We start from the raw sequence: 20,031 nt of genomic DNA, 5'->3' as shown, positions 1-20,031 counted from the left end.
CGCATAGGGGAGCCGGTTAGCCAATTGTGCGGTGAGCGACATTTCGGGCGCGGTGGTCGTCGCGTCCGGGATGCGCACAGCCTCGTGCGTGCCGTGGGCATTGACTCGCTGAAATCCATTGCTTAGGGTTCAGCGCCTCGAAGACCAGGACAGCGCCATGACCCAAGGGGATCGCGTCAAACTCGAAGACAGCTGGAAGCTGGCCTTGCAGGATGAATTCGAGCAGCCGTACATGAAGGAATTGGGCGCGTTTCTACGGCGCGAGAAGGCGGCCGGCAAGGTGGTATACCCTCCGGGTCCGTTGATTTTCAACGCTCTGAACTCGACGCCCCTCGAGCAGGTGCGGGTGGTCATTCTGGGGCAGGACCCCTATCACGGTCCCGGTCAGGCGCATGGCCTGTGCTTCTCCGTACAGCCGGGGGTTGCGCCTCCACCGTCGCTGCAGAATATTTTCAAGGAGCTCAAGCGCGACTTGAATCTGGATATCCCTCGCCATGGTTATCTGCAGCATTGGGCAGACCAGGGCGTGCTGATGCTCAATACGTCGCTGACCGTCGAACAGGGGTTGGCCGGCTCGCACGCGAAAATGGGCTGGCAGCGTCTGACGGACAAGATCATCGAGGTGGTCAGCGAACGATGCTCGAACGTGGTGTTCATGCTGTGGGGCGCGCACGCGCAGAGCAAGGCAAAGCTGATCGATCCGACCAGGCATCTGCTGCTCAAATCGGTCCATCCTTCGCCGCTATCGGCTCACCGGGGATTCATCGGTAACGGTCATTTCAGCCGGGCCAATCAGTTTCTCCGGCAGCAAGGGCTTGCGCCGATCGACTGGAAACTTCCGGCGCAGGTCTGAAACGTCGCGCCGCGACGGCGGCGCGATCGCGGTGCACGGCCTTATTGCTTGCTGCCGTGCGCCGATGCCAGTTCCTGGGCATGCTGCAGATGCTGCTCCAGCTCCTTGAGCGTCGTTTCGGCGAATTGCTTGAGCGCTGCGTTTTCCCCGTTCTGGGCATATTCGCGATAGAGCTCGATGGTCTGCTCATGAGCCGTGACCTGGTTGTTGGCGTAGGCCTTGTCGAAGTTTTCGCCATCACGCAGATTGAGGATCATGGCCTTGGCCTTGTCCATCAGCTTCGCTTCGTCGGAAATCTCGAGATCTTCATGCTGGCCGGCCAGCTCAGCCAGCTTCTGGTTGGAGCGGGTGTGGTCATCGATCATCTTCTGCGCGAAGGTCTTCACGTCTTCGGCAGTGCCTTTGTCCAGCGCCAGTTTGGCGGTTTCGATTTCGGCCATGCCCTTGGCGGACGCTTCGTCGACGAAGTTTTCGCCATCTGCAGCCAGTGCGAAGTTTGCCGCGACACCGAACAGCACGGCTGCGGTACCCGAAAAGAAAGCTTTGGTCGTGCGGGTCATCGTTGTTCTCCTTCCTCTACCTGACAAGCTTGTGCAGCCGGGCATGGCCACGGGCACCAGCGAGTTGCGGCAAGAATGCCGTCTATTTTGTGACTAGGGCGGGAAGTAGCGGTTCCTCGCGCTCCGGCGAGCGGTCAGCGGCGGGCACGGCTTCGGAAGGAGGCGGGTGCCGAGCGGCACCCGGGCAGGGTTATTGCAGCATGCTCATCGCAGCGTCCATGGCTGCGGAGAGGTCTTCATCTTCCTGCAGCAGGGTATTAGGGTCGAGGCCCAGCTTGGCGAACGCCGGTATCTGGTTCCAGTCGAGCTGGGTGAACGGGTGGGAGCTGCCGATATAGCTCTGCAGGGTGGCCACCTGAACGATGTCGACGTAATCCACCTTCTCGGATACACGCGAGAAGCTCAGGTGCTGGCCGGGTACCGTCGCGATAGGCTCGGGAAACTCCCATGCACGCAGGATTTTCTCGCCGATGATCGGATGGATTCGGTCGATGACGTGATTGAGGCTGATGGAGTCGCTGAGCAGCGCGCCGTGTTCCTCGGCATACGTCAGGATGGGCAGCACGCCGATCTGATGAACCAGGCCCGCCAGTGTCGCCTGGTCGGCCGGAAGCCGCGTGAAGTTACGGCACAGCACATGACTGATGGCCGCGACCTCGGTGCTCTTGTTCCAGACTTCGCGCATCTTGCGGTCCACCACATCGGTCGTGGCCTGGAACATCTGCTCCATGGCCAGCCCGGTCGCGAGGTTCGATGTGTAGTTGATGCCGAGCCGGCTGATCGCCATCTGCAGGTCGTTGATCTCCCGGTTGGTACGCAGCAGCGGACTGTTGACCACCTTGATGATGCGTGCCGTGAGGGCGGTGTCGTTGCCGATCACCTTGGCCAACGTCGGAATGCTCACGTCTGGGTCTTCCGCGGCTTCACGGACCCGCAGGGCGACTTCCGGAAGGGTCGGCAGGACCAGTTCGTCGTTTTCGATCGCCTGCATCAGTTCCTGCTGGACCTTGTCGGCAAGAGTGCTCATGTCGTTCCTTATTGATGTCTGTATTGGCGTGGCGAGTAGGGCTAGCGCTGGATTTCTCGGTCCGCGTCCAGCGTGTAGGGCAGGTCGAGCAGTGTCAGCGGTGCGCCGTCCGGGGACCCGAGGGAAATCCGACCATCGGCTGCGGCGTCTTCCTGCAGCACAGCGAGCAGTTCCGTCACGCCTTCGGCATGGGCCGCCAGAACCACTTCGCCGACGCTGGAACCGTGGACGGGCGAATACAGCTCCAGTCCTGGCGCGGGCACCTCGGTGTCGGCCTCAGGCGCGGCGAGGCGGTGCAGGCGGCGTTTCAATTTGCCGAGATACTGCATCCTCGCGACGATTTCCTGGCCGGTATAGCAGCCCTTCTTGAAGCTGACACCGCCCAACGCCTGGAGATTGATCATTTGTGGAATGAACAACTCGCGGGTAGCGGCCACGACCTGGCCGATACCTGCACGGATCTGCGCCAGCAGCCAGCGCTCGATCGAGGCTTGCGGAAGCTGGGCGGCCAGCCGCAGGTGCGTGGTTTCGGCTTCCGCCGCACGGGCCCAGAGTTCCGCTCGACCGTCGGGCAGACGGACGGCGATCAGCCCATGCTCGGTAACCATCTGGTTGGCAGTCTGGGGCAGGTCCAGGCCGAGGCTCACCAGGGCCCCGTCACCGACGCTGAGCCCGAAACGGACCCATTCGGTACTCTCGTCATGCAGTTTGGATTTCGAGAATGCGGCGTATCGGGTCAGGTCGGCGAGTTGCGTCTGGACCAGCTCACGATCCATCGCCATGAGATAACCATCGCCTTGCGCAAGGATGCGAAAGCTCGATTGCATGCGCCCCTTGGGCGTGCAACGCGCGCCGAGACTGGAGTGCTCGGCATCCAGATAATTCAGGTTGCAGGTCAGCTGTCCCTGCAGGAATTTGCTCGCATCCGGGCCGCGTACGGCCAGGATGCCTTCGTGCGACAGGACGCAGAAAAAAGCAGTGTCGGTCATGACGGGTCGCCGTGAAGAAATCCGGACCGGCATCATAGCAGGACGGCCGTAAAACACAGCGTGCGCCAGTTGCCGGTTCGCATCGGGTCCGATGGTTGTGCCGCCCCGTTGCGCCAGTCGCTATAATGCCCGGCTTCAACTCAGGAGCATTTGCATGGTCGAACAATCCGAACTCAATCGCCTGTTCTGGCAGAGCCGCCGCGGCATGCTCGAACTGGACGTGCTGCTGGTGCCTTTCGTCAAGGAGGTTTACCCGCAGTTGAACGAAGAGGACCAGCGCCGCTACCGCAAGCTGTTGAGTTGCGAGGACCAGGACATGTTTGGCTGGTTCATGGAGCGCGCCGAGCCGGACGATGAGGATTTGCGGCTCATGGTTCGCATGATCCTCGACCGTGTCCAACCCAAGTAGTCGAACCTTCGAGTGCCGCTGGCGCGGCTCTGCGCCGTTGCTGGCGCTTTACCTTAGCGTGCTCCTGCTGGCCATTGTCACGCTGCTGGTGCTGCCGGTTCCGCTCTGGCTTCAGGCGACAGGCTTGCTGCTGTGCCTGCTGCATGCCGCCTGGGTCATACCGTCGCGCATCCTGCTTTGGCGCGATTCGTCCTGGCGCGGCATGCGGCACGACCGGCACGGGTGGTCGCTCTGGAGCCGACGTCTAGGCTGGCAACCCATCCAGTTACTGCCCGACAGCCTTGCGCTGCCGCTGGTTGTCGTGCTGCGTTTCAAGGTGCCGGGCGAGCGGTTCGCAAAAGGGCTCTGCATTCCGCGTGGCGCGATGTCCGTCGAGCAGCATCGCCGCCTGCGGCTCAGATTGAAATTCAGTCGTCGAAGGTGGGCGGCACCAGAATAGTGTCCTGCGCATGCGGGAGCAGGTCGGGGTAATCCAGGGTGAAGTGCAGGCCTCGGCTTTCCTTGCGCTGCATCGCCGAGCGAATCATCAAGTCCGCCACCATGGCCAGGTTCCGCAGCTCGATCAGGTCCCGCGAGACCTTGTAATTGCTGTAGAACTCGTCGATTTCGCCCAACAGCAGGCGCACCCGGTGCTGGGCCCGCACGAGGCGCTTGGTGGTACGGACGATGCCCACATAGTCCCACATGAAGCGCCGCAATTCGTCCCAGTTGTGGGCGATGATGACGTCTTCATCCGAATCGGTCACCTGGCTCGCGTCCCACGAAGGCAGGATGCGCGGCGTCTCGATGGTCGGCAGCTCGCGAAGCATGTCCTGGGCGGCCGCCTGGGCATAGACGAAGCACTCGAGCAGCGAGTTGCTCGCCATGCGATTGGCGCCGTGCAGCCCGGTGAAGCTGGTTTCGCCAATGGCATAGAGGCCGGGAACATCGGTCCTGCCTGCCTGGTCGACCACCACGCCGCCACAGGTATAGTGCGCCGCCGGAACCACCGGAATCGGCTCGCGGGTGATGTCGATACCGAATTCCAGGCAGCGCTCGTAGACGGTCGGGAAATGTGCCTTGATGAATTCGGTGGGCTTGTGACTGATGTCCAGATAGACGCAGTCGACGCCCAGTCGCTTCATCTCGTGGTCGATCGCGCGGGCGACGATATCGCGCGGGGCCAGTTCGGCGCGGCTGTCGAAGCGCGGCATGAAGCGCTCGCCGTTGGGCAGCTTGAGCAGTGCGCCTTCGCCGCGCAAGGCCTCGGTGATCAGGAAGCTCTTGGCTTTGGGGTGGTACAGGCAGGTCGGGTGAAACTGGTTGAACTCCAGGTTGCCGACACGGCATCCCGCGCGCCAGGCCATTGCGATACCGTCACCGCATGCGCCGTCCGGGTTGCTTGTATAAAGGTATACCTTCGCTGCACCGCCGGTCGCGAGCACGACGAACTTCGCCTGGAAGGTATCCACTTCGCCGCTGGTCCGATCCAGTACGTAGGCGCCAAGGCAGCGCTTGCCGGTCAGGCCCAGCTTGCGTTCGGTGATCAGGTCGACGGCGACGCGCTGCTGAAGCAGGTCGATGTTGTCGCGGTCCTGGGCGCGTGCGAGCAGGGTATTGAAGATCGCAGCGCCGGTCGCGTCGGCGGCGTGGATGATGCGCCGATGGCTGTGTCCGCCTTCGCGCGTCAGGTGGTACTCGAAGCTGCCATCCTCGCGATCGGCTTCATCCCGGGTAAAGGGCACGCCTTGCTCGATCAGCCAGTGAATCGCTTCTCGGCTGCGTTCGACCGTGAAGCGTACAGCTTGCTCCTTGCACAGTCCGCCACCTGCGACGAGGGTATCGGCAACGTGGGATTCGACCGTGTCGGCGGTGTCCAGCACCGCCGCGACGCCGCCCTGCGCCCAATACGTCGAGCCATTGGCCAGGTCGCCCTTGCTCAACACCGCGACGCGAAGCGCGGCGGGCAGATTCAGCGCCAGCGTCAAGCCGGCGGCGCCGCTGCCTATGACAAGAACGTCGTACTGGTGATGTCGGCTCATTTCGGATCTCACGTTGAGGCGGGCCCTAGTATATAGGCGCATCCCCCGGCAAAATAGCGGCCCCGCGTTTATCTGGTTGAAGCTTTGGAACTTTTCTTGCAAGCCTGTCTCTATAGACAGTTGTGGATGCAAGCCGGCTGGCCATCGTTCGGTGGGCGGCTGGGCTTTGCTGTGGATACCAGGAGAGCGTCATCGGAACGGATCGTTTCGAGGCGTTGCTCGCCAATGCCGTCAGGTGTGTTGCAGGACAGCTTGCTTGAAGGGGGAGAACTTTTGTGTAAAGCCCGTGTCTATTCTGGCAGGTCAGCTCGCAGGCGAGCGCAGCACCCCTTCCAGGTCATGGAGGAGTGTTTATGCTAACCCAGGAGCAGGACCAACAACTGGTCGAGCGAGTGCAACGGGGAGACAAGCGGGCTTTTGATCTGTTGGTACTGAAGTATCAACATAAGATTCTTGGGTTGATCGTGCGCTTCGTACATGATTCTCACGAAGCTCAGGATGTAGCGCAGGAAGCCTTTATCAAAGCCTACCGCGCGCTTGCGAACTTTCGCGGCGACAGCGCCTTTTATACCTGGTTGTATCGCATTGCCATCAATACGGCAAAGAATCATCTGGTGGCCCGAGGGAGAAGGCCGCCCGACAGTGATGTCAGTTCCGAAGATGCCGAGTTCTATGAGGGCGATCACGCACTCAAGGACATCGAGTCGCCGGAGCGAGCACTTCTCAGGGATGAAATAGAGGACACCGTTCATAGAACCATTCAACAACTTCCAGAAGATTTGCGTACGGCTCTAACACTGCGCGAATTTGATGGTCTTAGTTATGAAGACATTGCAAACGTCATGCAGTGTCCGGTGGGTACAGTCCGCTCACGGATATTCCGGGCGCGGGAAGCCATCGATAAAGCGTTGCAACCCTTGTTGCATGAATCCTGAGACAGCGGCGACAGCCAAGAGAGGAACCGCCATGAGTCGTGAAGCCCTGCATGAATCGCTGTCCGCGGTGATGGATAACGAAGCGGACGAGTTGGAATTACGTCGAGTGCTCGCCGCAGACGGCGATACCGAAATGCGATCGACCTGGTCGCGTTATCAGATTGCTCGTGCCGCGATGCACGAGGAGTTGATCGAGCCTCGTCTGGATATCGCTTCGGCGGTGTCCGCAGCCCTGGCCGACGAGCCGGCCATTACTGCGGCCAAGCCGCAACGTTCCGCCTGGCGCAACGTAGGTCGACTGGCCGTTGCGGCATCGGTTACCGTTGCTGTACTGGCAGGTGTGCGCCTGTACAATCAGGCCGAAGTGGCCGGTCCGCAGATCGCGCAGCAGGCGCCGCAGCCTAGCATCGCGGTGCCGCAGGCCAATCAGGGGCCAGCCGTACTGGCCGGTTACAGTGAAGGCGCGGGTGCGCCGGAAGCTGAGACGGCAGGCGCGCAGGCATCGGCTGAAGGCTGGCATGAAAAGCGGCTGCCGGCATATGTTCGCCAGCACGCTCAGCAGGCCGCTTTCGGTAGCGGATCCGAAAGTGCATTGCCTTATGCGCGTGCTGCCAGCATGGAAGATCGTTAAGGAGCAACATGCGTGTAATACCGCTGTGTGTGGTACTCGGAGGCTGGCTATCGATGCCGGCCTTTGCTGCTGATGCCAACACCTGGATGCAACGGCTGGCAGCGGCCGAAAAGAAGCAGAGCTACCAGGGCACGTTCGTTTATGAACGCAACGGTAGCTTTTCCAGTCACGCGGTCTGGCAGCTCGTGGAAGGCCAGCAGCTTCGCGAGCGCCTTTTGCAGCTCGATGGGCCGGCGGCCGAAGTGTCGCTGGTGGACGGCAAGGTCCGTTGCGCGAGCGAAGATCTGGCGGCGCAGGTGCGCGATGCCAAGCCCTGGCGGCAGCAGCCTCTGGAGCCGAACACGCTGTCCAAGTGGTACGATTTCCAGGTCATCGGTGAGTCCCGGGTAGCGGGGCGTCCTACGGTGGCGTTGGCCATCCGGCCTCAGGATCAGCACCGTTACGGTTTCGAACTGCACCTCGACCGCGAGACGGCGCTGCCGCTCAAATCGTTGCTGCTCGATGAAAGCGGACAGTTGCTCGAGCGGTTTCAGTTCACACAATTCTCGCCTGACTCGATCGAGCCTGCGGATATGGAGGCCGGGTCAGCGTGCAAGCCTGTCGCGCTTGCCGCGGCGCAGCAGTCGACGCCGCCGAAGTGGCGCTCTGACTGGCTTCCGGAGGGCTTCCAGCTGCTCGATTCGAACGTTCGCCCCAGTCCCGCCTCCGATGAGCCGGTGACCTGGCTCGCTTATGGCGACGGGCTTGCGCGCTTTTCGGTATTCCTGGAGCCATTGAAAGGGGCGGTGGTCGAAGACGCACGCAGCCAGATGGGGCCGACGGTAGCGGTCTCCAAACGTATTTCCACCGCAGGTGGCGACGTGATGGTGACGGTGGTCGGTGAGATTCCGCTGGGTACGGCCGAGCGCGTCGCTCTATCGATGCGCGCCGGAGCCGATCAGGCGTCGCGATGATCGAAGAGCCAGGGCGTGTGATCGCTGTGGAGACCGGCGCTGTCTGGGTCGAGACGCAACGCCGCAGCACCTGTTCCGGCTGCTCGGCCAGGAACGGGTGCGGGCAAGGCTTGATGGACCGTCTCGGCGTGCGTGAGCGAGCGGGCCTGATACGGGCCTTGTCCGATCTTCATTTGAACGTGGGTGATTCAGTCGTGGTCGGCATTGGCGAGCGCGTACTGCTGCGCGGAGCCGTCCTCGTCTATCTGTTTCCACTGCTTGCGCTGCTCGCGTCGGCGCTCATCGCTTCAGCGTTGTCGGCGGCCGAGCCGTACGTGATGCTCGCCGCCGTCGCGGGGTTCGTGGTTGCCTGGCTGATAGTGCGCAAGCGCAGCCAGCAGACGTCTGGCGATCCCGAGTTGCAGCCGGTGGTGTTGCGCGCGGTGCTGGCGAGTGCGGCAACAAGCGCTCGGAACGATTTGTTCGTAAGGGAGAATGAGTTTGAAGGGTCCACGCAATAGTTGCTTCGCTTTTCTCGCCGCGTTGGTTTGCCTGGGACAGATCGCCGTAGCCCATGCACAGCTCCCTGATTTCACCCCCTTGGTGGAAAGTGCCTCACCCGCGATCGTCAACATAAGCACCAAACAGAACGCCCCGGCTCGGGGTGCGAACCCGCATATGCCGGATCTCGAAGGGCTGCCGCCTATTTTTCGAGAGTTTTTCGAGCACAGTATTCCTGGACTCCCGGAGGGTGGCCAACAGCGCGAGGCGCAGTCGCTGGGATCTGGCTTCATTATTTCCGCGGACGGCTACGTACTGACGAACAATCACGTGATTGCCGATGCCGACGAGATCATCGTTCGCCTGCCGGATCGCAGCGAGCTGGAGGCCAAGCTCGTCGGTGCGGATCCGCGGACCGATGTGGCGTTGCTGAAAATCGAGTCCACGGGGCTGCCTACGGTCAAGCTGGGTAAATCCAGCTCACTGAAAGCGGGAGAGTGGGTGCTTGCGATCGGCTCTCCGTTTGGCTTCGATCACACCGTAACGGCGGGCATTGTCAGTGCGACGGGCCGCAACCTGCCCAACGAAAGCTACGTACCGTTCATTCAGACCGATGTTGCGATCAATCCCGGCAACTCCGGCGGCCCGCTGTTCAACCTGCAGGGTGAGGTCGTGGGCATCAACTCCCAGATATTCACGCGCTCGGGTGGATTCATGGGGTTGTCGTTCGCCATCCCCATCGACGTGGCCATGGACGTCGCCGATCAATTGCGCACCGAAGGCAGGGTCAGCCGCGGTTGGCTTGGCGTAGTCATACAGGAGGTCAATCGGGACCTGGCCGAATCCTTCGGTCTTGATCGGCCTGCCGGTGCGCTGGTTGCGCAAGTGATGGATGGCGGGCCGGCGGCCAAGGGCGGTTTGCGCGTCGGCGACGTGATCCTCAGCGTCAACGACAGTGCCATCGACATGTCAGCGGACCTGCCTCACCTGATTGGCGCGATCAAACCGGACACCAGGGCGAAGCTGGGCATTGTCCGCGACGGCAAGCGTCAGACGCTCACCATGCAGATCGGTGCGCTGCCCGAAGAAGGCGAAGAAGTGGCGGCCACCAGTGGGCGTAGCGAGAAAAGCAGCAACAGGCTTGGCGTCAAGGTGTCGGAATTGACCGCCGAGCAGCGCCGCAGCCTGGATCTTCCTGGTGGGGTGGTGATTACCGAGGTGTTGAACGGGCCGGCGGCAATGATCGGTTTGCGCCCCGGCGACGTGATTACGCACCTGAACAACCAGGCCATCGATTCTGCCTCGACGTTCGGCCGCGTCGCCGAGCAATTGCCGAAGAACCGGTCGGTTTCCATGCGCGTGCTGCGCCAGGGACGAGCGAGCTTCATTACATTCAAGCTTGCCGAGTAAGCGAGCCGGTAAAGAAAAGCGGCCTGAGGGCCGCTTTTTTCATGCGCAAGCGGCTGGGGCGGGCGCCGTCAAGACGACAGCCGCCATCGGAGCAATGATCGGTCGGGGGCCGGCGTGGCGCTGAATAGACCGATCAGGTACACTTTGCGGCTATTTTCAGCGGGCAATCGTCCCGCGCATATTCGAGTGTTCAGCTGTGAGTGACCTGAGTCATATCCGTAATTTCTCCATCATCGCGCACATCGATCATGGCAAGTCCACCTTGGCCGACCGTTTCATCCAGATGTGCGGCGGTTTGACCGAGCGCGAGATGAACGCCCAGGTGCTCGACTCGATGGACCTCGAGCGCGAGCGGGGGATCACCATCAAGGCGCACAGCGTGACGCTGTATTACAAAGCGCGAGATGGCAAGACCTACCAGCTGAACTTCATCGACACGCCCGGACACGTCGACTTCACCTACGAGGTGAGCCGTTCGCTGGCCGCGTGCGAAGGTGCGCTGCTGGTCGTCGATGCGGGCCAGGGCGTTGAAGCGCAATCGGTTGCCAACTGCTATACGGCCATCGAGCAGGGGCTCGAGGTCATGCCGGTCCTGAACAAGATGGACCTGCCCCAGGCGGACCCGGACAAGGTCAAGGACGAAATCGAGCACATCATCGGTATCGATGCGACCGATGCCGTCGCGTGCAGCGCCAAGAGCGGCATGGGCGTTGACGATGTGCTGGAACGCCTGGTTCAGGTGATCCCGCCGCCGACCGGGGATATCGACGCCCCGCTGCAGGCGCTGATCATCGACTCCTGGTTCGACAACTACCTGGGTGTCGTCTCGCTCGTGCGAGTGCGCCATGGCCGGATCAAGAAGGGCGACAAGGTCCTGGTCAAGTCCACCGGCAAGGTGCATCAAGTCGACAGCGTCGGCGTGTTCAATCCGAAGCACACCAGCACCGCTGACCTGAAGGCTGGTGAAGTGGGCTTCATCATTGCGGGTATCAAGGACATCCACGGCGCGCCGGTAGGCGACACGCTGACCCTGTCCAACACCCCCGACGTGGAAATGCTGCCCGGCTTCAAGCGGGTCAAGCCGCAGGTCTATGCCGGTCTGTTCCCGGTCAGCTCGGATGACTTCGAGGACTTCCGCGAAGCGCTGCAGAAGCTCACGCTGAACGATGCCGCGCTGCAATACGAGCCGGAAAGTTCCGACGCGCTGGGCTTTGGCTTTCGCATCGGCTTTCTCGGCATGCTGCACATGGAGATCATCCAGGAGCGACTCGAGCGTGAATACGACCTGGACCTGATTACCACCGCACCGACCGTGGTCTACGAGCTGGCGCTCAAGAACGGCGAGACCCTCTACGTCGACAGTCCGTCCAAGCTGCCGGACCTGTCTTCGATCGAAGACATGCGCGAACCCATCGTCAGGGCCAATATCCTGGTCCCTCAGGAACATCTGGGCAGCGTCATTACCCTGTGTATCGAGAAGCGCGGTGTACAGCGCGATCTGCAGTTCCTCGGCTCGCAGGTGCAGGTCCGTTACGACCTGCCGATGAGCGAAGTGGTACTGGACTTCTTCGATCGCCTGAAGTCGGTCAGCCGGGGTTATGCCTCGCTGGACTACAGTTTCGAGTGCTTCCAGTCCGCGAACCTGACCCGTCTGGATATCCTGATCAACGGTGACAAGGTCGATGCGCTGGCGCTCATCGTGCATCGTGACAACGCTCATTACAAAGGTCGCATGCTGGTCGAGAAGATGAAGGAACTCATCCCTCGGCAGATGTTCGACGTGGCGATCCAGGCGGCTATCGGCGGCCAGATCGTGGCGCGAAGCACCGTCAAGGCGCTGCGCAAGAACGTCCTGGCCAAGTGCTACGGCGGTGACGTCAGCCGCAAGCGCAAGCTTCTCGAAAAGCAGAAGGCCGGCAAGAAGCGCATGAAGCAGGTCGGCAACGTTGAAATCCCGCAAGAAGCTTTCCTGGCGGTGCTGAAGGTAGATAGCTGATATGTCGATCAATTTTCCGCTGTTACTGGTGATTGCCGTTGCGGTATGCGGTTTCCTGACGCTTATCGACCTGGTGTTCTTCGCGCCGCGTCGGCGGGCTGCGATAGCGAACTACCAGGGGCGTACCGGTGGCGAGCCCGATCAGACGACGCTGGAGGCCCTGAACAAGGAGCCGGTCCTGATCGAATACGGAAAATCCTTCTTTCCGGTATTGGCCATCGTCCTGGTGTTGCGCTCCTTTCTCATCGAGCCGTTCCAGATTCCATCCGGTTCGATGATTCCGACGCTCGAAGTGGGCGATTTCATCCTGGTCAACAAGTTTGCCTATGGCATCCGGCTGCCGGTGGTCGACACCAAGATCATCGAAGTCAGTGACCCGAAACGCGGTGACGTCATGGTCTTCCGCTATCCGAGCGATCCGAATATCAACTACATCAAGCGTGTTATCGGGTTGCCGGGCGATGTGGTTCGCTACAGCAGCGACAAACGCTTGAGCATCAACGGCAAGCCGGTTCCCGAGATGCTGATCGGTGAAGAACCGGGCAGTCTGGGCAGCGCCAAGCTGTACCGCGAAAAGCTGGGCGAGGTCGAGCATACGATTCGCAAGGAGATGGGTCGTTATCGCGTCGAGCCCGACCGCGAGTGGCGCGTCCCCACAGGCCACTACTTCATGATGGGCGACAATCGCGACAACTCCAACGACAGCCGCTACTGGCAGGACGCGGCAATTCCCTCCGAGTTGGCTGGCATGGTTCCAGACCGCAATATCGTCGGCAAGGCGTTTGCCGTATGGATGAGTTGGCCGGATCCGAAGTTCAGCAACCTGCCGCATTTCTCTCGAGTCGGGCTGATTCACTGAGTCTGTGAATCAGGGCCCGGTTCCTCCGGGCCGGCCCGCTATATTTGAGCAGCCCCGATCGGTGGGTGACGTACGACACAGAGGTCGACATGAGTTTTGCCCGTTCCCAGAAAGGACTGTCCATGCTGAGCTGGATCATGATGCTTGCGCTGGTGGCGTTCTTCGCCAGCACCGCATTCAAGATGATGCCGCATTACTTCGACTATATGTCCATGGACAAGATCATCAACGGAGTGGAAAGTGACAAGACGATGGACATCCGCACCGTCCGCGACTTCTACAGCCATGTTCGAAAGGGGATGGATGTAAACGGTATTCGCGACCTCGATCTCGAGGAGGCGCTGAAAGTCGTCATCGAGAACAATGAATTCAAGGTCCATCTGGATTACGAAAAACGCGAGCCCCTGATCCGTAACCTCGATCTGGTGGCGAACTTCGATAAAGAATATCGCCTAAGGATGCCGTGAGCACTTCGTTAGCCCGACTCGAGCGCAAGCTCGGTTATCAATTCAAGGACCAGGAGCTGATGCTCCTGGCTCTGACGCATCGCAGCTATGCCGGACGTAACAATGAGCGTCTGGAGTTTCTCGGCGATGCCATTCTCAACTTCATAGCCGGAGAGGCGCTGTTCAGCCACTTTCCCCAAGCCAAGGAAGGTCAGCTGTCGCGTTTGCGCGCGCGTCTGGTCAAGGGGGAAACCCTTGCGGTGCTGGCGCGCGGCTTCGAGCTCGGCGAATACCTGCGCCTTGGTTCGGGAGAGCTGAAAAGCGGTGGGTTCCGCCGTGAATCCATCCTGGCCGACACACTCGAAGCGCTGATCGGCGCTATCTACCTGGACGCCGGAATGGAGGCGGCGCGCGACCGTGTGCTCGCCTGGCTAGCCAACGAACTGGAAGGGCTGACGCTGGTCGACACCAACAAGGACCCGAAAACCCGTTTGCAGGAATTTCTGCAGTCACGGGCCTGTGAGCTGCCCAAGTACGAGGTGGTAGCCATTCAGGGCGAGCCGCATTGCCGCACCTTCTTCGTCGAGTGCCAGGTGTCGCTGCTCAACGAAAAGACCCAAGGGCAGGGTGCGAGCCGGCGTATTGCCGAACAGGTTGCCGCTGCCTCGGCATTGATCGCCCTGGGCGTGGAGAATGGTCATGACTGATGAACACCTGCAGGATGATGATGCGGTAAGCCGTTGCGGTTACGTTGCAATCGTCGGGCGCCCCAACGTCGGCAAGTCGACGCTGCTCAACCATGTGCTCGGGCAAAAGCTCGCAATCACCTCGCGCAAGCCGCAGACCACGCGCCACAACATGCTCGGGATCAAGACCGAAGGGGCTGTCCAGGCCGTATATGTCGACACGCCGGGGCTGCACAAGAACGGCGAGACCGCGCTCAACCGTTACATGAATCGCACCGCCTCGTCGGCCCTGAAGGACGTCGATGTCGTCGTGTTCGTCGTTGACCGTACGCGCTGGACCGAAGAAGACCAACTGGTGCTCGAGCGCGTCCAGTATGTAGAAGGTCCGGTTATCGTCGCGGTGAACAAGACCGACCGCGTCGAGGACAAAGGCGAGTTGCTGCCGCATTTCGAATGGCTGGCGCAGCAGTTGCCGAAAGCCGAGATCGTGCCGATTTCCGCACAGCATGGCCAGAACCTGGATGTCTTCGAGAAACTGGTGGCTTCGCATCTGCCTGAAGGTGATCACTTCTTTCCAGAAGACCAGATTACCGATCGGAGCAGCCGTTTCCTGGCGGCCGAGCTGGTGCGCGAAAAGATCATGCGCCAGTTGGGTGCCGAGGTTCCGTATCAGATCACGGTCGAGATCGAGGACTTCAAGCAGCAAGGCCGGGTTCTGCATATCCATGCGCTGATTCTGGTCGAGCGCGACGGGCAGAAGAAAATCATCATCGGCGACAAGGGCGAGCGTATCAAACGCATCGGCCAGGAAGCGCGCAAGGACATGGAAGTGCTGTTCGATTCCAAGGTCATGCTCAACCTGTGGGTGAAGGTGAAGAGCGGCTGGTCCGATGATGAGCGAGCGCTGCACTCGCTGGGTTACAGCTGAGCCATTGCAGCGACCTTGCCTGATCTCCGATAACCGCTTGCAGTTGCGCCGGGCCGCGGCAAGCGGCATGGTTGACCCGCCATCTGGTGGCCTGCTCGGTTCGAACCCATGAACGTTCAATCCGCCTTCGTTCTGCACAGTCGACCCTATCGCGAAAGCAGCGCGCTGGTGGATTTCTTCACGCCTGAAGGACGGCTGCGGGCAGTCCTTCGCGGCGCTCGCGGCAAGGCGGGCACGCTGGCCAGGGCCTTCGTGCCGCTTGAGGTCGAGTTTCGCGGTCGTGGCGAGCTGAAGACCGTGGCGCGCCTGGAGGGGGTTGGGCTCGCGTACTGGCTGGATGGCAATGCGCTGTTCAGCGGCATGTACCTCAACGAATTGCTGATCCGTCTGCTTCCGGCAGAGGATGCTCACCCCGCCTTGTTCGACCACTATGTCGCAACCTTGCCTGCGCTGGCGGCCAAGCGTCCGTTGGAGCCGATCCTGCGCGCATTCGAATGGCGGCTGCTGACCGAGCTGGGTTACGGGTTTGCTCTGGACCAGGACACTGCGGGACAGCCGGTGGTCGCGACTACGCTTTATCGATTGCTTCCAGATACGGGCCTCGAGCCTGTCGGGCAGTTTCAGCCTGGTCTGTTCAACGGCGCGGAACTGCTGGCCATGGCGCAAGCCGATTGGGAGGTTCCGGGTGCTTTGGCCGCCGCGAAACGGTTGATGCGACAGGCCTTGGCGCCGCATCTTGGGGGGCGACCGCTGGTCAGCCGTGAATTGTTCATGAACTTGAAGGAGGTTCCGCGTGACTGAAGCCAATCGAATCCTGCTCGGCGTCAATGTCGATCATGTCGCTACCCTGCGCCAGGCGCGCGGAACGCGCTATCCGGACCCGGTCAAGGCCGCGCTGGATGCCGAAGAGGCAGGGGCCGATGGGATCACCGTGCACCTGCGCGAAGACCGTCGGCACATCCAAGAGCGCGACGTGCTGATGATGAAGGATGCGCTGCAGACGCGAATGAATTTCGAAATGGGTGTGACCGATGCGATGCTGGCCTTTGCCGAGCGGTTGCGCCCGGAGCATGTCTGCCTGGTGCCGGAGACCCGCCAGGAGCTGACCACCGAAGGGGGGCTCGACGTTGCTGGCCAGGAGTCGCGCATTCGCGATGCAGTCGACCGCCTGGCCGCGTGCGGCGCGCAGGTATCGCTGTTCATCGATGCCGATCCGCGGCAGATCGAAGCGGCGGCGCGGATCGGCGCTCCCGCCATCGAGCTGCATACCGGCCGCTACGCCGATGCCCACGGCGTTGCCGAGCGTGCCTGCGAGCTGGCGAGGGTCCGTGACGGGGTTGAAGCCGGGCTTGGCCACGGATTGATCGTCAACGCGGGCCACGGCCTGCACTATCACAACGCCGAGGCGATCGCCGCCATCGCCGGCATCAACGAACTGAACATCGGCCATGCGATCGTCGCACATGCGCTGTTCGTCGGCTTCAAGCAGGCGGTCAAGGAAATGAAGCATCTGATCCTCACCGCTGCGGCGCGCGGATGAAGCCTCAGGCGATCCGGCCACGGGTGGATCGCTCTAGCGCTTGAACGGGTTCAGCAGAATGGTCAGCAGGACGCTGAGAACGATCATCGAGGTGGTGGGACTGAGGTCCGGCTGCGCTGCGATTCATCGTGAGGGCCACGCCCGGCACGAGCAAACCCACTGCCATCAACATTTCGCCATGCTGCTTGCTCGTTTGATTGCGCGTCGCGCCAGCTATCGGTGATACGCGGCGAATGCGGCGATGACATGCCGTGACAGCACCTCGACCGGCTCGCTGCGGCCTGCGGCGCGCAGCAGCTTGATCTGGTAGACGCCAAGGGCTGGCAGGCTGGCGCTTTCCTCGAGGCGCTTCAAAGGCGGCCTCACCAGGCTCAGCGGGTACGGCGCCACCGCCAGGTCGGCGATCATGGCCGCCTCCTGGCCGGCGCACTGCTCGCTCGAGTAGGCGATGCGATAGGGGCGCCCCGCGCGGTCCAGTGCGTCCAGCGCCTGGCGTCGCCACGCGCAGTCGGGGCTCGACAGGGCCAAGGGCAACGGGTTGCGTTCGACCGCGACGCCACCGGCTCGACCCGCCCAGATCAGTGGTTCGCTGTGGATGACTTCACCGCGGGAGTCGTCCTGGCCGAGATTGCCGACGCTGACGAGCGCAACGTCCAGTTCACCGGCATCGATGCGCTGGATCATGTCCAGGCTGCGGCCCACCGAGACATTGACCTCGATACCCGGATGCGTACGGGCGAACAGCGACAGCAGCCCCGGCAGGATGTGCGTGCCGATGTCCGACGGGGTGCCGAAGCGCACCTGGCCATTCAGCCGGGGCGCGATGAACGCGTTGACCGTTTCTTCGTTGAGCTTGAGCAGCCGGCGTGCGTATCCCAGCAGTCGCTCGCCTTCGGTGGTCAACGCGATGCGCCGCGCTTCACGGATGAACAGCGTACAGCCGAGCATGGTCTCGAGCCGTTTGATCTGCATGCTGACGGCCGATGTGGTGCGAAAGATCTGACCGGCGGCGCGGGTGAAGCTGCCGCTCTCGGCAATGGAGACGAAGGTCCGCAACACGTCGATCTCGAGCAGAGGCGTAGCGGATTGAGGGAGCGCTTCGGGCATACCGGGCATGGGTTGGCCTTCAATTTTTCTGAACCGAGAGTTGTATTGTAGTCGTTTGTCTGAATCGTCAAGGGCGATCAATCTGATTCCGTCGATCACAGGGGTGGTCGACTGGCATCGGGTGCGCCTGGCGCCCTGGCAGAAGGCAGGAGGATGCAATGCGTCATTCTGAACGACAGCAGCAACGCAGTGGGGGCAACGATCAGGACCGGCCACCGATGCCGGACCTCTATATGCCGGCGATGTGGCCGGTCGAACTCCAGCAGGCGCTGGTGGATTGGTTCATCGCCTGGCGCAAGCGACGACTCTACCGGCACCTGCTCGGCCTCAGTGATCGCCAACTGCGCATGCGCGACCTGAGCCGGCCCCAGCTGATCGAGAAGGTGCAAATGCCGCTACGGCAGCTGGTGGCGGAGCAGCGCGGCTCACGGGAGCGTTAGCGGCTATTCCGTGGACGGGGCCGGCCCCTAGGGCTTGCGTGCGATCAGTACGGCTCGCATCGGTGCCGGGAGGCCTTCGATGGTCTTGCGGTGATCCTGCGGATCGAGGAAGTCGGGCAGCGACTGGTAGCGCATCCAGTCGGTACTGCGCTGCTCGTCGACACCGGTGATGCTGACATCGACGCAGCGTACGTCGATGAACCCGGCGCGTCGCAGCCAGCACTCCAGTGCTGCCACCGACGGCAGGAACCAGACGTTACGCATCTGGGCGTAACGGTCCTCAGGCACCAGCGCGGTGTGTTCGTCGCCCTCGACCACAAGGGTTTCGAGCACCAGTTCGCCCCCTTTGAGCAGGCAATCCCTGAGGTCCAGAAGGTGATCGATCGGTGAGCGCCGATGATAGAGCACGCCCATGGAGAACACCGTGTCAAAGCCCTCGAGCTTGGCGGGGAGTTCTTCCAGGGCCATCGGCAGGTGCCAGACGGGGCATTCGGCAAGGTAGCGTTTCATCGCGTGGAACTGGCAGAAAAACAGCCAGTTCGGGTCGATGCCGACCACTGCGTCGGCCCCGGCGCCGAGCATCCGCCACATGTAATAGCCATTGCCGCAGCCGACATCGAGGACGCGCTTGCCGGCCAGCTCGAGGTGCGGCGCGACCCTGTCCCATTTCCAGTCCGAACGCCATTCGGTATCCACGTGCAGGCCGAACACATCGAAAGGCCCTTTGCGCCAGGGCGACAGGCCGAACAGCGCGTCGTGGGTGACGGCGCGTGTCGCCTCGTCGCAATCGGCATCCAGCCGGAACGTGTCGCGCAGCTCGACCGCGGTGGGCTGGATGTCGGGCAGCGCATCGACGGACCGGCGCCAGCGCGGCAGATCGCCATGGCCGATGGCGAGTTTGGCGTCGAGCTGCTGCTGCAGGCCGTTGGCCCAGGCGGCCAGTGGCGTGCCGGCCAGCCGCCAGGCGAGGGGTGTCAGGTCGAGGTTCATGGCAGGGCAATCAGCGAGGCGAAATTCAGGCATTGGAACCAGGGCACGACCTGAGAGAAACCCGCGTCGAGCAGGCGTTGGCGGTGAGTCTCGAGGCTGTCGGGCTTCATTACGTTTTCGATGGCGCTGCGCTTCTGGGCGATTTCCAGCTCGCTGTAGCCATTGGCACGCTTGAAGGCGATGTGCAGGTCGGTCAGTAGCGCCTGCTCCTGCTCGTCTTCGAATCGCAGCTTCTCCGACAGAATCAGCGCACCGCCCGGCACCAGTGCCCGGCGAATCCTGCCAAGCAGGGCTGGCCGCTGCTCGCGGGGGATGAACTGGAGCGTGAAATTCAGCGCCACGAGTGAGGCCGGCTGATACTGCAGCGAGAGGACATCGGCCTCGATCACCTCGACCGGCAGCAGCTCCTGGAACATCGAGTCCTGAGCGTGCAGGTACTCGCGGCAGCGTTCGATCATCGCCGTTGAGTTGTCCACGGCGATGACCTGGCAATTGTCGGCCTTTACATGCCGGCGCAGGGCCTGGGTCACCGCCCCCAGCGAGCAGCCGAGATCGTACAGGCACGTATTCGGCTGGGCGAACTGCGCGGCCAGCACACCGATGTTCTCGACGATGGTCGGGTAGCCCGGCACCGAGCGCTTGATCATGTCGGGGAACACGCGCGCCACGTCTTCGTTGAAAGCGAAATCCTGGGGCTGGGCGAGGGGCTTGGCGAACAGGCGGTCTGGGTCGTGGATCACGGCGGCGTCTGGGCAGGCTGAAAAACAGGGG

At 61.9% G+C, this 20,031-nt stretch carries 23 protein-coding genes; 16 read left to right on the top strand and 7 right to left on the bottom strand.

Features of this window, described 5'->3' with window-relative positions; all coding sequences use genetic code 11:
* The first annotated feature begins 157 nt into the window (after nt 1–157).
* On the top strand, nt 158–853 hold the full coding sequence (gene ung, locus GQA94_RS19910) for a uracil-DNA glycosylase (RefSeq protein ID WP_158189632.1): 696 nt from the start codon (nt 158–160) through the stop codon (nt 851–853).
* A 41-nt stretch (nt 854–894) separates the two neighbouring features.
* Here the strand turns inward: ung and GQA94_RS19905 are convergent, their stop codons facing one another.
* From GQA94_RS19905 to GQA94_RS19895, 3 genes are all read right to left on the bottom strand, one after another.
* Nucleotides 895–1,413: a DUF4142 domain-containing protein gene (locus tag GQA94_RS19905; protein WP_158189631.1), complete on the bottom strand. Its 519-nt coding sequence runs from the start codon at nt 1,411–1,413 to the stop codon at nt 895–897.
* Between the two features lie 190 nt (nt 1,414–1,603).
* Nucleotides 1,604–2,440, bottom strand: coding sequence for an HDOD domain-containing protein (locus GQA94_RS19900; RefSeq protein ID WP_158189630.1), 837 nt, complete (start codon nt 2,438–2,440; stop codon nt 1,604–1,606).
* A gap of 41 nt (nt 2,441–2,481) precedes the next feature.
* The gene (locus GQA94_RS19895) at nt 2,482–3,429 is read right to left on the bottom strand and encodes a YgfZ/GcvT domain-containing protein (RefSeq protein WP_158189629.1); all 948 of its coding nucleotides are present in this window, start codon (nt 3,427–3,429) and stop codon (nt 2,482–2,484) included.
* A gap of 154 nt (nt 3,430–3,583) precedes the next feature.
* Here GQA94_RS19895 and GQA94_RS19890 point away from each other — a divergent pair, with 154 nt between their 5' ends.
* A complete protein-coding gene (locus tag GQA94_RS19890) occupies nt 3,584–3,838 on the top strand; it encodes a succinate dehydrogenase assembly factor 2 (protein WP_158189628.1) in 255 nt (84 codons plus the stop codon).
* The gene (locus GQA94_RS19885; RefSeq protein WP_158189627.1) at nt 3,822–4,277 is read left to right on the top strand and encodes a protein YgfX; all 456 of its coding nucleotides are present in this window, start codon (nt 3,822–3,824) and stop codon (nt 4,275–4,277) included. The genes GQA94_RS19890 and GQA94_RS19885 overlap by 17 nt, the downstream gene beginning before the upstream one ends.
* On the opposite strand, the gene nadB is transcribed toward GQA94_RS19885, so the two are convergent.
* On the bottom strand, nt 4,246–5,859 hold the full coding sequence (gene nadB / locus GQA94_RS19880; RefSeq protein WP_158189626.1) for an L-aspartate oxidase: 1,614 nt from the start codon (nt 5,857–5,859) through the stop codon (nt 4,246–4,248). The two genes, GQA94_RS19885 and nadB, sit on opposite strands and share 32 nt — an antisense overlap.
* Nucleotides 5,860–6,212: 353 nt before the next feature.
* On the opposite strand from nadB, the gene rpoE reads away from it, so the two are divergent.
* The 12 genes from rpoE (at nt 6,213) to pdxJ (ending at nt 16,723) form a co-directional block, all read left to right on the top strand.
* Nucleotides 6,213–6,794, top strand: a complete 582-nt coding sequence (rpoE, locus tag GQA94_RS19875) for an RNA polymerase sigma factor RpoE (protein ID WP_019342233.1) — start codon at nt 6,213–6,215, stop codon at nt 6,792–6,794.
* Nucleotides 6,795–6,825: 31 nt separating this feature from the next.
* Nucleotides 6,826–7,425 carry a sigma-E factor negative regulatory protein gene (locus GQA94_RS19870; protein WP_158189625.1) on the top strand — a complete coding sequence of 200 codons (600 nt, stop codon included), beginning with the start codon at nt 6,826–6,828 and terminating at the stop codon, nt 7,423–7,425.
* A gap of 8 nt (nt 7,426–7,433) precedes the next feature.
* Nucleotides 7,434–8,378, top strand: a complete 945-nt coding sequence (locus GQA94_RS19865) for a MucB/RseB C-terminal domain-containing protein (protein ID WP_158189624.1) — start codon at nt 7,434–7,436, stop codon at nt 8,376–8,378.
* Entirely contained in the window at nt 8,375–8,878 is a 504-nt protein-coding gene (locus GQA94_RS19860; protein WP_158189623.1) for a SoxR reducing system RseC family protein, read from the top strand. Before GQA94_RS19865 ends, GQA94_RS19860 begins: the two co-directional genes overlap by 4 nt.
* Nucleotides 8,859–10,268, top strand: coding sequence for a DegQ family serine endoprotease (locus GQA94_RS19855; RefSeq protein ID WP_423835335.1), 1,410 nt, complete (start codon nt 8,859–8,861; stop codon nt 10,266–10,268). Before GQA94_RS19860 ends, GQA94_RS19855 begins: the two co-directional genes overlap by 20 nt.
* Nucleotides 10,269–10,464: 196 nt before the next feature.
* Nucleotides 10,465–12,264 (top strand): translation elongation factor 4, encoded by a 1,800-nt coding sequence (gene lepA / locus GQA94_RS19850; protein ID WP_158189621.1) that lies wholly within the window; start codon nt 10,465–10,467, stop codon nt 12,262–12,264.
* Between the two features lies 1 nt (nt 12,265).
* Nucleotides 12,266–13,123, top strand: coding sequence for a signal peptidase I (lepB, locus tag GQA94_RS19845; protein WP_158189620.1), 858 nt, complete (start codon nt 12,266–12,268; stop codon nt 13,121–13,123).
* An 89-nt stretch (nt 13,124–13,212) separates the two neighbouring features.
* Nucleotides 13,213–13,590, top strand: coding sequence for a DUF4845 domain-containing protein (locus GQA94_RS19840; protein ID WP_158189619.1), 378 nt, complete (start codon nt 13,213–13,215; stop codon nt 13,588–13,590).
* The gene (rnc, locus tag GQA94_RS19835) at nt 13,587–14,276 is read left to right on the top strand and encodes a ribonuclease III (protein WP_158189618.1); all 690 of its coding nucleotides are present in this window, start codon (nt 13,587–13,589) and stop codon (nt 14,274–14,276) included. Before GQA94_RS19840 ends, rnc begins: the two co-directional genes overlap by 4 nt.
* The gene (era, locus tag GQA94_RS19830; RefSeq protein WP_158189617.1) at nt 14,269–15,183 is read left to right on the top strand and encodes a GTPase Era; all 915 of its coding nucleotides are present in this window, start codon (nt 14,269–14,271) and stop codon (nt 15,181–15,183) included. Before rnc ends, era begins: the two co-directional genes overlap by 8 nt.
* A gap of 108 nt (nt 15,184–15,291) precedes the next feature.
* Nucleotides 15,292–15,984 (top strand): DNA repair protein RecO, encoded by a 693-nt coding sequence (gene recO / locus GQA94_RS19825; protein ID WP_158189616.1) that lies wholly within the window; start codon nt 15,292–15,294, stop codon nt 15,982–15,984.
* Nucleotides 15,977–16,723: a pyridoxine 5'-phosphate synthase gene (pdxJ, locus tag GQA94_RS19820; RefSeq protein WP_158189615.1), complete on the top strand. Its 747-nt coding sequence runs from the start codon at nt 15,977–15,979 to the stop codon at nt 16,721–16,723. The genes recO and pdxJ overlap by 8 nt, the downstream gene beginning before the upstream one ends.
* 213 nt (nt 16,724–16,936) lie before the next feature.
* On the opposite strand, the gene GQA94_RS19815 is transcribed toward pdxJ, so the two are convergent.
* Complete coding sequence (locus GQA94_RS19815) at nt 16,937–17,830, bottom strand: LysR substrate-binding domain-containing protein (protein WP_158190179.1); 894 nt, start codon at nt 17,828–17,830, stop codon at nt 16,937–16,939.
* A gap of 158 nt (nt 17,831–17,988) precedes the next feature.
* Here GQA94_RS19815 and GQA94_RS19810 point away from each other — a divergent pair, with 158 nt between their 5' ends.
* Entirely contained in the window at nt 17,989–18,270 is a 282-nt protein-coding gene (locus tag GQA94_RS19810; RefSeq protein ID WP_199270073.1) for a hypothetical protein, read from the top strand.
* A 27-nt stretch (nt 18,271–18,297) separates the two neighbouring features.
* Here the strand turns inward: GQA94_RS19810 and cmoB are convergent, their stop codons facing one another.
* Nucleotides 18,298–19,260: a tRNA 5-methoxyuridine(34)/uridine 5-oxyacetic acid(34) synthase CmoB gene (cmoB, locus tag GQA94_RS19805; RefSeq protein WP_158189614.1), complete on the bottom strand. Its 963-nt coding sequence runs from the start codon at nt 19,258–19,260 to the stop codon at nt 18,298–18,300.
* On the bottom strand, nt 19,257–20,000 hold the full coding sequence (gene cmoA / locus GQA94_RS19800; protein ID WP_158189613.1) for a carboxy-S-adenosyl-L-methionine synthase CmoA: 744 nt from the start codon (nt 19,998–20,000) through the stop codon (nt 19,257–19,259). The genes cmoB and cmoA overlap by 4 nt, the downstream gene beginning before the upstream one ends.
* Nucleotides 20,001–20,031 lie beyond the last annotated feature (31 nt).

Source organism: Stutzerimonas stutzeri, from assembly GCF_009789555.1.
Classification (GTDB): domain Bacteria; phylum Pseudomonadota; class Gammaproteobacteria; order Pseudomonadales; family Pseudomonadaceae; genus Stutzerimonas; species Stutzerimonas stutzeri_R.
Note: the sequence above shows the minus strand (reverse complement) of the source record. Positions and strands in the feature narration are given on the sequence as shown.